The 12,927-nt window shown below is 67.9% G+C and carries 14 protein-coding genes; 6 read left to right on the forward strand and 8 right to left on the reverse strand.

Annotated features, from left to right (window positions below; genetic code table 11):
* The first annotated feature begins 226 nt into the window (after positions 1–226).
* Positions 227–2,470 carry a SulP family inorganic anion transporter gene (locus JOF57_RS06605; RefSeq protein WP_209915886.1) on the forward strand — a complete coding sequence of 748 codons (2,244 nt, stop codon included), beginning with the start codon at positions 227–229 and terminating at the stop codon, positions 2,468–2,470.
* Positions 2,471–2,501: 31 nt separating this feature from the next.
* On the opposite strand, the gene JOF57_RS06610 is transcribed toward JOF57_RS06605, so the two are convergent.
* The 4 genes from JOF57_RS06610 to JOF57_RS06625 form a co-directional block, all read right to left on the reverse strand.
* Positions 2,502–3,275, reverse strand: coding sequence for a response regulator transcription factor (locus JOF57_RS06610; RefSeq protein WP_209915031.1), 774 nt, complete (start codon positions 3,273–3,275; stop codon positions 2,502–2,504).
* A gap of 183 nt (positions 3,276–3,458) precedes the next feature.
* A complete protein-coding gene (locus JOF57_RS06615) occupies positions 3,459–3,956 on the reverse strand; it encodes a hypothetical protein (RefSeq protein WP_209915034.1) in 498 nt (165 codons plus the stop codon).
* A 63-nt stretch (positions 3,957–4,019) separates the two neighbouring features.
* A complete protein-coding gene (locus JOF57_RS06620) occupies positions 4,020–4,412 on the reverse strand; it encodes a VOC family protein (RefSeq protein WP_209915037.1) in 393 nt (130 codons plus the stop codon).
* A gap of 26 nt (positions 4,413–4,438) precedes the next feature.
* Entirely contained in the window at positions 4,439–5,266 is an 828-nt protein-coding gene (locus tag JOF57_RS06625) for an oxygenase MpaB family protein (RefSeq protein ID WP_209915040.1), read from the reverse strand.
* 36 nt (positions 5,267–5,302) lie between these two features.
* On the opposite strand from JOF57_RS06625, the gene JOF57_RS06630 reads away from it, so the two are divergent.
* Positions 5,303–6,289, forward strand: a complete 987-nt coding sequence (locus tag JOF57_RS06630; protein WP_209915043.1) for a cobalamin biosynthesis protein — start codon at positions 5,303–5,305, stop codon at positions 6,287–6,289.
* On the opposite strand, the gene JOF57_RS06635 is transcribed toward JOF57_RS06630, so the two are convergent.
* From JOF57_RS06635 to JOF57_RS06645, 3 genes are read right to left on the reverse strand one after another with little or no spacing between them, the layout of a single operon-like run.
* The gene (locus tag JOF57_RS06635; RefSeq protein ID WP_209915045.1) at positions 6,243–7,073 is read right to left on the reverse strand and encodes an SURF1 family cytochrome oxidase biogenesis protein; all 831 of its coding nucleotides are present in this window, start codon (positions 7,071–7,073) and stop codon (positions 6,243–6,245) included. The genes JOF57_RS06630 and JOF57_RS06635 overlap by 47 nt on opposite strands.
* On the reverse strand, positions 7,073–7,576 hold the full coding sequence (locus JOF57_RS06640; protein WP_209915047.1) for a low molecular weight protein-tyrosine-phosphatase: 504 nt from the start codon (positions 7,574–7,576) through the stop codon (positions 7,073–7,075). Before JOF57_RS06640 ends, JOF57_RS06635 begins: the two co-directional genes overlap by 1 nt.
* Positions 7,569–8,255: an HAD-IA family hydrolase gene (locus tag JOF57_RS06645; protein WP_209915050.1), complete on the reverse strand. Its 687-nt coding sequence runs from the start codon at positions 8,253–8,255 to the stop codon at positions 7,569–7,571. The genes JOF57_RS06640 and JOF57_RS06645 overlap by 8 nt, the downstream gene beginning before the upstream one ends.
* A 75-nt stretch (positions 8,256–8,330) precedes the next feature.
* Between JOF57_RS06645 and cobC the strand changes: the two genes are divergently transcribed.
* From cobC to JOF57_RS06665, 4 genes are read left to right on the forward strand one after another with little or no spacing between them, the layout of a single operon-like run.
* On the forward strand, positions 8,331–9,353 hold the full coding sequence (cobC, locus tag JOF57_RS06650; RefSeq protein WP_209915053.1) for an Rv2231c family histidinol phosphate aminotransferase CobC: 1,023 nt from the start codon (positions 8,331–8,333) through the stop codon (positions 9,351–9,353).
* Positions 9,350–10,483, forward strand: coding sequence for a Nif3-like dinuclear metal center hexameric protein (locus JOF57_RS06655; RefSeq protein WP_209915056.1), 1,134 nt, complete (start codon positions 9,350–9,352; stop codon positions 10,481–10,483). The genes cobC and JOF57_RS06655 overlap by 4 nt, the downstream gene beginning before the upstream one ends.
* A gap of 55 nt (positions 10,484–10,538) precedes the next feature.
* Complete coding sequence (locus tag JOF57_RS06660; protein ID WP_209915058.1) at positions 10,539–11,267, forward strand: zinc ribbon domain-containing protein; 729 nt, start codon at positions 10,539–10,541, stop codon at positions 11,265–11,267.
* Positions 11,264–12,343 (forward strand): bifunctional RNase H/acid phosphatase, encoded by a 1,080-nt coding sequence (locus JOF57_RS06665; RefSeq protein WP_209915061.1) that lies wholly within the window; start codon positions 11,264–11,266, stop codon positions 12,341–12,343. The genes JOF57_RS06660 and JOF57_RS06665 overlap by 4 nt, the downstream gene beginning before the upstream one ends.
* A 1-nt stretch (position 12,344) precedes the next feature.
* On the opposite strand, the gene JOF57_RS06670 is transcribed toward JOF57_RS06665, so the two are convergent.
* Positions 12,345–12,926, reverse strand: a complete 582-nt coding sequence (locus JOF57_RS06670) for a type II toxin-antitoxin system RelB family anti-toxin (protein WP_209915064.1) — start codon at positions 12,924–12,926, stop codon at positions 12,345–12,347.
* Position 12,927 lies beyond the last annotated feature (1 nt).

Raw genomic sequence — 12,927 nt, forward strand, 5'->3', positions numbered from 1 at the left:
TGGGTTCCCTATGCGTCGGCCCGTATTGCTTGACGCCACTTTCCGACGATAAATAGCCTGGTATTGGAAAACGGGTAAGCGATGATCGCCTACCCGCGGGTGAATTCGTTCGTGAATATTGCACAGCATTCTTTTGGTGTCGACCGCGCGGCGATGAAAAGCCGCCTCGCCGACGTTGCCGTTTCGGGTCTGATTCGGCGCCGACCATCGACCGAAGGAGCCTGCCATTGCGCAGCGACTGACGCCGGCGACACAGCAACCCGCCGACGAGCCCGTCGGACCGTCGAAGCAGTCGCGTCTGCACTCACTGCTGCGCTATGACCTGCCGGCGTCGCTCGTCGTTTTCCTCGTCGCGCTGCCGCTGTCGTTGGGTATCGCCGTTGCCTCCGATGCACCTGTGCTCGCCGGAATCATCGCCGCGATCGTCGGCGGCATCGTGGTGGGCATTCTGGGTGGCTCACCTCTGCAGGTCAGCGGACCGGCCGCCGGGCTGACGGTCATCGTCGCCGGACTCGTCGCCGAGTTCGGTTGGGCTGTCACTTGCGCGATCACGATCTGCGCGGGTGTGCTCCAGGTCCTGCTGGGGCTCAGCCGGATTGCCCGCGCGGCGCTGGCGATCTCCCCGGTCGTCGTACACGCAATGCTTGCCGGCATCGGAGTCACGATCGCCTTACAGCAGACTCACGTGCTGCTCGGCGGCGACTCCGCGAGCTCGGCCTGGCGCAACGTCACCGGACTACCCGGGCAGATACTCGATGCGCACGGGCCCGGTACTTTCCTCGGCGTGCTCGTCATCGGCATCCTCGTCGGATGGCGCTGGATGCCCGCGCGGGTCAAGGTGGTGCCCGGACCGCTCGTGGCGATCCTGGGCGTGACGGTGCTCTCGCTCGTCGCGCCCTTCGATGTCTCGCGGATCAGGATCGACGGCTCGCTAATAGATGCCCTGCAACTCCCGGACCTGCCCGGCGGCAATTGGGGTGCATTCGCCACGGGCGTGCTGACGGTGGCGCTGATCGCCAGCGTGGAAAGCCTGTTGTCCGCCGTGTCGGTAGACCGCTTGCAAAGCCGCGCTCCACGCACCAATTTCGACCGTGAGCTGCTCGGTCAGGGCGTGGCCAACATTGCGTCGGGCACCATCGGCGGCCTGCCGGTGACCGGTGTGATCGTGCGCAGCTCCACCAACGTTGCCGCCGGCGCCCAGACCCGCGCATCAGCGATCCTGCACGGCGTGTGGGTGCTGGCGTTCGCAGTGCCGTTCGCGGGCCTGGCCAAGCTGATACCCACGGCGGCGCTGGCCGGTCTACTCATGGTGATCGGCATACAACTGGTCAAATGGGCCCACATCAAGACGGCCTGGCGCACCGGCGACCTCGCGGTCTACCTCGTCACGATCGTCGGTGTGGTGTTCCTCAACCTGCTCGAGGGCGTGCTGATCGGCCTGGCACTCGCCATCTCGCTGACCGTCTGGCGGGTGGTTCGGGTCAAGATCACTGCCGATCCGGCCGGCGACGCGCAGTGGCGCGTCGTCATCGACGGTTCGGTGACTTTTCTGTCGCTCCCGAGACTCAACAGCGTGCTGGCGTCGGTGCCGGAGGGGTCGCATGTCACCGTCGAAATGTCGGTCGACTTCATCGACCATGCCGGTTACGAGACCATCGACTCCTGGCAGCGTCAGCAGGTCGCGTCGGGCGGCAGCGTCGATATCCACGACGTCGGCGCGGTCGAGATGGACAGTGCCGTCGCTGGGCCACCGATGCGCGGATTCACCCCCATCGACAAACGCACCGGCGTGGTGCCCTGGAGTTCCTGGCAGCCGCGGCTGCGGCCGTCGGTGCTGCACGGGCTGGCGGTCTATCAGCGCCGCACCGCGCCTTACCTCCGGCCGCACCTGCAGGAGTTGCAGCATGAACAGCGTCCCGAGACGCTGTTCATCACGTGCGCCGACTCGCGGATCGTGCCCAACGTGATCACCAGCAGCGGACCCGGCGACCTGTTCACCGTCCGCAACCTAGGTAACTTCATCCCGACCGGGCGGCAGGACGTGTCGGTGGACGCGGCGATCGCGTTCGCGGTGAAGGCCCTCGATGTGTCGTCGATCGTGGTGTGCGGACATTCCAGCTGCGGCGCCATGAACGCGGTATTGCGCGATGGCCCAGGCCAATCCACCGGTGACGAAGTGCTGGACACCTGGCTGGAGTATGCACGGCCGACACTGGCCGCCTTCGACGGGGGCTGCCATCCGATCGCGCAGTCGGCAGCCGCCGAAGGGTTCGACGCCGTTGATCAGCTGGGCATGGTGAACGTGGTGTTGCAGGTGCAGACGCTGACCGAGCATCCGCTGTTGCGCGAGCGCTATCAGCAGGGTCGGCTCGACATTCTCGGGTTGTTCTATGACATCCCGAGCGCGGCGGTGCTCCGGGTGACGCCGACCGAGGTCAGCGCATTCGATCTAGGACGCGCGCGGTCGTAGTGGCGTACCCGGATCGTCGTGGCGTGCCTCGTCATTCCTTGGGGCGCAACATATATCCGACACCGCGCACGGTGTGGATCATCGGCTCGTGGCCGGCATCGACCTTCCTGCGTAGGTACGAGATGTAGAGGTCGACGATGCCCGATTTGCCGCCGAACCCGTAGTTCCACACTTGTTCGAGTATCTCGGCGCGACTCAGAGCCCGCCGCGGATTACGCATCAGATACCGCAACAGCTCGAACTCGGTCACGGTCAGCGTCAACGCCGCACCGTCGCGAGACACCTCGTGGCTGGCTCCGTCGAGCACGATGCCGCCGACTCGCAGCACCTCGTCGACCGGCGGTGCAATATGGCTGGACCGGCGCAGCAAACCCCGCAGCCGGGCGACGAGCTCCTCCAGGCTGAACGGCTTGGTCATGTAGTCGTCGGCGCCGGCGGTCAACCCCGATACCCGATCCACCACCGAATCACGCGCAGTGAGAAACAAGGTCGGGGTGTATGTCTCGGCTGCCCGCACTTGCTGCAAGATCTGCATCCCGTCGACGTCGGGCAGCATGATGTCCAGCACGACGACGTCGGGCTCAGTGTCGGTGAACAGGGCCATCGCGTCGCTGCCGTTGTGGGCGACGTCCACGGTCCAGCCCTCGTAGCGCAGCGCCATCGTGACCAGGTTGGTCAGCGCCGGCTCATCGTCGACCAGCAACACCCGGATCGGTGACCCGTCAGCACGATGCATCCGGGGTAGCTGACCCAGCATTGCCTGCCGGGGTGCTTGTCCACGTGGAGACACCGACGTCGCCGCCATAACACCATTGTCCGGAGGCATAGATGACTGTCACATGGTTCATGCCAAATTCATATTCTGGCAGTTCGAAGGTGGATGCCGGGGTGCTCCGCACCGATCGGACCAAAGATGTTCGGCCGCAACTCAAACGGGGATGGTCGAGCGCCCCAGCACTGCGGCCAAGGCCCTGGCTGAATTTCGGCCCTACGACCACACGGCCTTCGCGCGCTGCAGTGCGAGCCGACGGCCGCGCATGGCGGTCTCTCCCCAACATGACGGGCTCTCCTCGGAGAACTTCAGGTTGACGAATCCGGTGAGGTCGGCCCTGATTACGTACTTCAACGGAACCGGGCCGGTCTTGGATCCATCGGTCGGGCAGCGCACACCGGGGTTGATGCGCTCACCGACCCACGCACCCTTGTGCCGATCGGCGGCGGGGTCCCACAGCAGGTCCAGTTGCCACGAGCCCTCCGACTCGGGCGAGACCACGTGCAGGCACCGGGGGCCGCAATCGGACAGCGTCCAGTTGTAGGGTTCCGGCGCCCGGTCGCCCGACGTTTCGGTGACGGTGTAGACGCCCGGTCGAGGCAGCGGCGGGGCCGGCACCTCCGGGGCGGCGGCCGGCGGGCCGGATGACTGCAGGCCGCCGAGCGCGAATCCGATTGCCAGCGAAACGGCAACCAGGACAATGGCGTCTTTCAAAAGGGACCTCCGCGTCGGATCATATCCGCGCGTGTCGGCGATACCCTGCGCTATCACCCGTGTTCAGTTCCCGGCGAAGAACTCCAGGGCGATGCCGTCGGGATCGCGGAAGCTGAGTCCGGACCCGTACGGGGCGTCCACGATCCCGCCGTGGACGATGCCCAGCCCGTCGAGTCGGTCCACCCAGGCCTGCAGTTCCGCACGCGATGCGCAGCCGAAGCCGACGTGGTCCAGGCCGACCCGGAACTCGCTGAAACGTCCATCGGGAGCCGGGGTCTGGTGTTGATGGACGCCGAACAGCGTGCCGCCCTCCAGCAGCCACACCAGGTGATGGAAACCGGCGTCGGTGTCCTCGTCGAGCACCGGATCGGCGTCGAACAGGGCTCGGTACCACGGCCCGCTGACCGCCAGATCCCGGACGGTGACCGCCACATGAGCCAGTGCCGGAAACGCCATGATTCGCCCTCCTGAATCAGTCGGAATCAGACCACTCGTTTGCCGAGACGGTCACGGATCCGCATGTCCCACAGATAGATCTGATAGCCCAACAGCCACACCTCGTGCGGGATCACGCGATCGGCGACCCGCAGGCCGATCAACAGCCTCTCGAAACGCCGCTGCTGATCGTCCGTCCAGCCCAACTGCATATGGCTGCGGAACTCGGCGGGCAGGAATCCGGTGGTGGCGAACAGGTTGAACCGGCCGGCCAGCAGCCGCAGCGGAGCAGGCAAGAACGCCATCGCGGCGACCCCGTACAAATGCTCTCGCACCGGCAGGTCGATCCGCAGGTCCTGCAGCGACTGCTTCCAATACGCATCGAAGGCGTCCCGGTCTTCCGGCCACATCTCGTCGCGCACCTGCAAGGTGGTGCCCAGCGTGCGGGCGTCGGCGTAGATCGCGTCGGCGGACTCCTCGTCGAGCGGACCGTAGAGGAACTCGTGCATATCGATGTAGTAGCGGTACAGGCAGGCCGCCACCCACAGTTGCAGGCGCGGATCGAAAGCGTTGTAGGACACCGGGCTTGAGGCCCGTGAGCGGACCAGCGCGTGCACCTTGTCGATCTGGGTGCGCAGCAGCCTACGGTCGGCGTCGGTTCCCATGGTGGCCGCGGCCAGATAGGTGCCGGTGGTGCGGGCCCGTTTGAACGGATGCTTGTAGACGTTGCCGCTGTCGACCGGGCTCTCCAGCACCCCGTAACCGACACCCGGGGACGCCAGTTGCATGATGACGTTGGCCGCGGGCAGCAGCGCCGCCGCCGGGTTGAGCAGATCGGTGACCCGTCGCGGGCGTTGTGGCGGACCCAGCCTCATGACATCGAGTAGACCACCTTGTGAGACGCTGCCGGGGTGTTTGCGCCGAGAAGTCCGCGGGCGTGCCCGCCGGACTGGCACCGCCGAGCCGCCGGTATCGCCGTCGGGTTCCTGGCTGACCTGCTGCTGGGCGATCCCCGTCGCGGACATCCGGTGGCCGGGTTCGGCACGGGCGCAGCACGGTTGGAAAAGCTGATCTACGCCGACAACCGTGGGGCAGGTGTGCTGCACACCGGGCTGCTGCTCGGGGGTCTGGCCGGGCTGGGCTGGGCGGCGGGACGTGGTGACCGCATCTGGGTGACCGCGGCGGCCACCTATATCGCGCTCGGCGGAACCTCGCTCAACCGGGTGGGCGTCCAGATGTCGACGCGGCTGCAGACCGCCGATCTCGACGGTGCGCGTGCCCTGTTGCCCTCGTTGTGCGGGCGGGATCCGGCCGCGCTGGATCCTTCTGGTCTGACCCGGGCCACGGTGGAGTCGCTGGCCGAGAACACATCTGATGCCCAGGTGGCGCCGCTGTTGTGGGCGGCGATCGGCGGAGTGCCCGGGGTGCTGGTGTACCGGGGCGCCAACACACTGGACGCGATGATCGGGCACCGCTCGCCGCGGTACAACTACTTCGGTTGGGCGGCAGCCCGATTCGACGATGTACTGAACTACCTTCCGGCCCGGCTGACCGGGGTGCTGGCGGTGCTGTGCGCACCGGTGGTCGGCGGTTCACCGGCCGCGGCGTTGCGCGCGTGGCGACGCGACGCATCCCGCCATCCCAGCCCCAACGCCGGAGTGGCCGAGGCGTCGTTCGCCGGCGCGCTCGGGGTGCGTCTGGGTGGCCCGACGCAGTACGCGCATCAGCTGGAGATCCGGCCCACGCTGGGCGACGGGCGCATGCCCGAGGTAGCCGACGTGGCCCGGGCGGTGCGGCTGTCGCGCGCGGTGCAGGCCTCGGCGGCGGCCGTGTCGGTGCTGCTCGTAGTGGTCAGCGGCGCTTGCCGTAGCGGTCGGCGATCTTCTCCTCGCCGGTGAGTTCCCGGGGCGGTTCCTTCTCGGCCGCCTGGGCCGCTGCCCGTTCGCGCCTGCGCTGCTGCAACTCGGCGTAGACGAAGTAGCCGAGACCGAGCGGGGCGACGATGCCGAACGCGATCCACTGGATGCCGTAGGACAGGAACGGCCCGGCGTCGAGGTGCGGAAGGGAGATCTCCCCGAGCCCGCCCGGCTGGTCGGCCACCAGCTGCAGGTACGACCCGGTCAGCGGTACGCCGGTGAGCGAGGCGATCTGCCCGGTATTGATCGAGTACACCTGCTGTGCGCCGTCGTCGCTGCGGAACGGCGTCTTGCCCGGGATGAGGGCTTCCTCGTCCCGCAGACGCGCGGTGATCGACACCTGACCGGTGGGTGCGGCCGCGAACTCGGGCACCTTGTTTCCGTCGATCGGTTCGATGAAGCCCCGATCGACCAGCACCACCGGCCCGTCGTCGACGGCGAACGGGGTGAGCACTTCGAACGCCGGTGCGCCGTCGACCACCCGCAGCCGGACCAGCACCTCCGCCTTGGGCAGGTAGTGCCCGGTAGCGGTAACCCGCTGCCACTGCGCGTCGGGGGCGGCCGAATCCTGCTGTGGCAGAAAGGTGGTCACCGGAACCGGGTCGGCCTGCAGTGAATGCGTGATCTGGTTGTTCTCCCGCGAAGTCGAGGTGTTCTTGCCCAGCTGCCACGGCGCCAGCACCGTGAAACACAAGTAGGCGAAAGCGACCACCACGATGAAGAACGCCACCCATTGCGGTCGTAGCAGGAAGGCCAAGCGTCGCATCAGACTGCCGTTCCTCGGATTCCCCGCTCGGCCAGCGTCGCGTCGATCCAGGCGTGCAGACCGGGCAGGGATGACTCGATCACGGTGAACACATCCTCGAAATCCGTCTTGCCGCCGTAGTACGGATCCTCCACATCGAGGGCATGCGCTCCCGACCGCGGGTCGAACGAGCGGAGCATCCGCAGCCGGTCGCTCGTCACGCCCAGATCGGTCAGGATGCGCGTGTGATTGCGGCCCAACGCGACCACCATGTCGGCACCGAGATGGTCATCGCAGACCTGGGCGGCGACGTGATCGCTGGGATAACCGCGCTCACGCAACACCAGGCAGGCGCGGCTGTCGGCGCCGTCACCGGCGTGCCAGCCGCCGGTACCACCGCTGGTCACCCGAACCACGTCGGCCAGGCCGCGTTCGCCGATCTGGTGGGCGAACATTTTCTCGGCCATCGGGGACCGGCAGATGTTGCCCGAACACACGAATGTCACATGTAGCAACTCAGACACCGAGCACCTCCCGAAGGGCCGCGACGGTATCGACGTGGGCGTGCGCGGTCGCCCCAGCGAGCCCCGTGGGGCCGTCGAAATCTGCCGCGCCATAACCCCAGCCGACCACCACGGTGCCGATCCCGTGCTCGGCTGCACCCTCGACATCGTGCATCCGGTCGCCGACCATCAGGACGCGCTGCGGCAGGGGTTGCAGTTGGGCCAGTGCGTAGGCGACGACGTCGGCCTTGGCCGCCCGGACGCCGTCGGGGCTGGCCCCGGCGATCACCTCGAAGTAGCCGTCCAGGCCGAAATGCTCCAGGATGCGCCGCGCGGTGGGCTCGGCCTTCGAGGTGGCGACCGCCAGCCGCACCCCTGCGGACTGCAGATCTGCCAGCAGCGCCTCGACGCCGTCGAACAGGCTGTTCATCGCCCAGCCGCGGCTCGTGTAATCGGCGCGGTAGGCCGCGATCGCCGTGTCGGCATCGAAGCTCACCTCGCCCAGACTCAGCGCCTGCAACGTCTCGTGCATGGGCGGGCCGACGATGCGTCCGGCCAGGTCACCGTCCGGGATCCCGGCGCCGACGTGGGTCAACGCGTGGCGGAAACTCGACACGATCCCGGCCGCTGAATCGGTCAGGGTGCCGTCGAGATCGAACAGCACCAGCTGCGGTCGGGTGAGTTCCAGCGTGTCAGTCACGTACCCATTCTCCCGTATGTCGCCGGGAGTCCTCCGGATGCCCAGTTGAGGACCTCTGACCACTAGTGTCGTGCTGTGCCACACCCACCCCGCGCAGGCGCCCGCTACCACGGCGACCAGGCCGCATTGCCGGGCATGCTGGACTTCGCGGTGAACGTCCGCCCCGGTGGTCCGCCGTCCTGGCTGACCGACCGGCTCGCGGCCCGGCTGCCCGACCTGGGCAGCTACCCGAGCCAGGCCGATCAGCTCCGCGCCGTCGAAGCCGTCGCGGCGCGCCACGGCCGAAGTGAAGACGAAGTGGCACTGCTGGCCGGTGGGGCCGAAGGATTTGCCCTGCTGGCCGGACTACAGCCACACCTGGCCGCACTGGTGGCCCCGTCGTTCACCGAACCCGAAGCCGTGCTGGCCGCGGCCGGTGTGCCGATCCAGCACGTGGTGCTGCCGTTCCCGTTCACACTGGCGGGCAGTGCGGTGCCGGACGAGGCGGACCTGGTGGTGATCGGCAACCCGACCAATCCGACCGGGGTGCTGCACCCTGTCGACGCCATTCTGGCGCTGCGCCGGCCAGGCCGACTGGTGGTGGTGGACGAGGCATTCGCCGACGGCATTCCTGGCGCGGCCCAGACGCTGGCCGGAGAATCGCTGCCTGACGTGCTGGTGCTGCGCAGCCTGACAAAGACCTGGTCACTGGCCGGGCTACGGGTGGGATACGCGCTCGGTGCGCCCGACGTACTGGCCCGGCTCACCGCGCCGCGCCCGCACTGGCCGCTGGGCACCCTGCAACTGGAGGCCATCGCAGCGACCAGCAGCTCCGAAGCGGTGGCTGAGGCCGACACCGGGGCCCGTCGGCTCGCCGAACTTCGGGCCGCGATGGTCGCCGGGCTCGAGGCGCTCGGACTGGGCGTGGTGGCCGGCGAGGCGCCGTTTGTACTGTTCACCGTGCCCGACGCCGAGTTGATGCGAAAACATCTGGAAAGCAAAAGCATCGCAGTACGGCGTTGCGATACTTTCGTGGGCCTGCCGGATAATTACCTGCGTGCCGCGGTGCGGCCGGAATGGCCCGCACTCATCGACGCCATGACGGAGGTACTGCAATGAGCGCGCGACCGGCCGGGGTGCCGTTGGCCGACGTGATCGCCGCCCTGGACGCGGCGTACCCGCCGCACCTGGCCCACGATTGGGACTCGGTCGGGTTGGTGTGCGGGGACCCCGACGAAACCGTCGAATCGGTGACGATCGCGGTCGACGCAACCGAAGCCGTGATCGACGAGGTGCCCGAGCGCGGTCTGCTGCTGGCCCACCATCCACTGCTGCTGCGCGGCGTGGACACGGTGGCCGCCGACACGGCCAAGGGCGCCCTGATCCACCGGCTGATCCGCACCGGACGGGCCCTGTTCAGCGCTCACACGAACGCGGATGCCGCGTCACCCGGAGTATCCGACGCATTGGCCGAGGCGCTGGGCCTGACTGTCGAGGCGGTGCTGTCGCCGGCGGCGCCGGGCCCCGACCTGGACAAATGGGTGGTGTTCGTGCCGGCCGCGCACGCGGTGAGAGTGCGGGCGGCGTTGTTCGACGCCGGAGCCGGGCGCATCGGCGACTATTCGCACTGCAGTTGGAGCGTGCCCGGTACCGGGCAGTTCCTGCCGCACGACGGGGCCGCCCCGGCCATCGGCGAGGTGGGCACCGTCGAGCAGGTGGCCGAGGACCGGGTGGAGGTGATCGCGCCCTCGCGGCTGCGCGCTACCATCCTGTCCGCCCTGCGGGCCGCCCATCCCTACGAGGAACCGGCCTTCGACATCATCGCGCTGGCGCCGATCCCCGGCGACGTGGGAATCGGCCGGATCGGGCGCTTGAACCGGCCAGAGCCGTTGTCGGCCTTCGCCTCCCGGGTACGGGTCGCGCTGCCGGCCACCTCGTGGGGGGTGCGGACCTCGGGGGATCCCGACGCCATCGTGTCGCGGGTCGCGGTGTGCGGGGGAGCGGGCGACTCGCTGTTGGGCACGGTGGCCCGTACCGATGTACAGGCTTACGTCACCTCAGATTTACGGCACCATCCCGCCGACGAGCATCGACGCGCCTCACCGGTCGCGCTCGTCGACGTGGCGCATTGGGCCACCGAGTTCCCCTGGTGCGCCCAGGCCGCCGGAGTGCTGAACGGGCAGTTCGGTGACGCACTTGAGGTGCGGGTGTCCTCGGTGCGCACCGACCCGTGGAACGTCGAGTGCTGACCCGCAGTAAACGTATCAACGCAGAAAAATCCTATAGCTACATGAAAGTCAGGGCATGAAAGCCGAAGTAAAACAACAACGTTCGCTTCTCGCGCTGACCGAGGTCGATGCCGAACTCGGGCGCCTCGAGCACCGCGCCAAGCACCTGGCCGAACAGAAGAAGGTCGACGAGGCGCAGGCTGAGTACGCCGCCGCAGGCGACGGGGTGGGCGTTCTGGGTATCGCCCTGGAAGACCTGGAAGCCCAGGTGACCAAGCTCGAAGGTGAGATCGACTCGGTCCGTCAGCGTGAGGACCGCGACCGCAAGCTGATCGACGGTGGCACGGTCGGCGCCAAGCAGGTTGCCGAGATTCAGCATGAGCTGGAAACCTTGCAGCGCAGGCAATCCAGCCTGGAGGACTCCCTGCTGGAGCTGATGGAACGCCGCGAGGAACTGTCGGGGCAGCAGGCCGCGGCGTCGCAACGCATCGACGAGATGCAGGCCGCGCTGTCGGCGGCCCAGCAGGCCCGCGATGCCGCACTGGTGGAAATCGACGCGGCCAAGCATCAGGCCGCGACTCGTCGGGCAGGTCTGGTCGGTCTCATCGATCCCGAACTCGTCGATCTCTACGAACGGCAGCGGTCCCGCGGCGGGGCGGGGGCCGGACTGCTGCAGGGCCGGCGCTGCGGTGCCTGCCGGATCGAGATCGACCGCGGCGAGAGCGCCCGGATCGCCGCGGCCGCCGAAGACGACGTACTGCGCTGCCCGGAGTGCGGAGCAATCCTGTTGCGGTTCAAACAGTGAAGGTTCTCGTCGAGGCCGACGGCGGGTCCCGGGGAAATCCCGGACCGGCGGGCTACGGCACGGTGGTGTTCGATGCCGAGCACGCCGCGGTATTGGCCGAACGCAAGGAAGCGATCGGCCGAGCCACCAACAACGTCGCCGAATATCGCGGCCTGATCGCCGGTCTGGAGGCCGCCGCCGAACTCGGCGCGGCCGAGGTGGCGGTGTCGATGGATTCCAAACTCGTCGTGGAACAGATGTCGGGGCGCTGGAAGGTCAAGCATCCCGATCTGATTCCGCTGCAGCGTCGAGGGGCTGAGCTGGCCGCGGGTTTCGATCGGGTCAGCTACTCGTGGATTCCACGGGAGCGCAACAGCCATGCCGACCGGCTGGCCAACGAAGCGATGGACGCAGCCGCGGGCATCGTCGACGCGAAGCCCGCCGCCGAGGTCGCGCTGTCCGCGCCCGGGTGGACCGGCGCCACCGGATCTCCCACCCGGCTGTTGCTGCTGCGCCACGGCCAGACCGAATTATCCATCGCGCGGAGGTATTCGGGGCGTGGCAATCCGGTGCTGACCGAGGAAGGGCGCAGGCAGGCCGATGCCGCCGCGCGCTATCTGGGCGCACGCGGGGGAGTCGCGGCGGTGGTCAGCTCGCCGCTGGAGCGGGCGTATGAGACGGCTGCGGCGGCGGGCAAGGCCCTCGGTGTCGATGTCCGTGTCGACGACGACCTGATCGAAACAGACTTCGGCGAGTGGGAAGGATTGACGTTCGCCGAAGCCGCGCAACGGGATCCGGAACTACACCGGCGCTGGCTGCGTGACACCAGCGTCGAGCCGCCCGGTGGCGAGAGCTTCGATGCCGTCGCACACCGGGTCCGTCGGGCCCGCGACCGGATCATCGCCGAGTACGGTGACGCAACGGTTCTCGTGGTGTCACACGTGACGCCGATCAAGACCATCCTGCGGCTGGCGCTGGACGCCGGTGAGGGCATCCTCTACCGGCTGCACCTGGATCTGGCCTCGCTGTCGATCGCCGAGTTCTACTCCGACGGAGGTTCATCGGTGCGGCTGGTGAACCAGACCGCCTACCTGTAAGTCAGGCGTGCAGGTGTAGTTGCTCGCCGTGCGGGCCGAGGATGGTGATCGCCTCGACCGGGCCGTCCACGGCCCCGAACCAGTGCGGTGTCCAGGTCGAGAATTCCACGGCCTCACCGGGATTGACGACGAAGTCCTGTTCGCCCAGGATCAGGCGCAGCTGTCCGGACAGGACGTACATCCAGTCGCGACCCTCGTGGACGGGGAATTCGGCGGGCGGCTTGCGGCGCTTGGCGCTGATCCGGATCTTGTAGGCGTGCAGGCCGCCCGCCGGGCCCTGCCGGGTCAACGGCCAGTACGTGATGTCGTGGTGGGTGTGTGAGCTGCCGGTGACGCGGGGGTCCTCGGCCTGCGGTGCGCGCAGCAACTCGTCGGTGGTCACCGACAGTGCGGCGGCCAGGCGGGGCAGGTGGTCCAGGGCCAGTCGGCGTTTACCCGATTCCAGCCGGCTCAGCGTGGAGACGTCGATCTGTGCGCGGCGGGCGACGTCTTCGAGGGTGAGCCCGCGTTCGGCCCGCAACTCGCGCAGACGACTCCGGACCACGGCGTCGATGTCGGCGGGATCGACTGATTTTGCCTCCATG

Source organism: Mycolicibacterium lutetiense, from assembly GCF_017876775.1.
Lineage (GTDB): Bacteria > Actinomycetota > Actinomycetes > Mycobacteriales > Mycobacteriaceae > Mycobacterium > Mycobacterium lutetiense.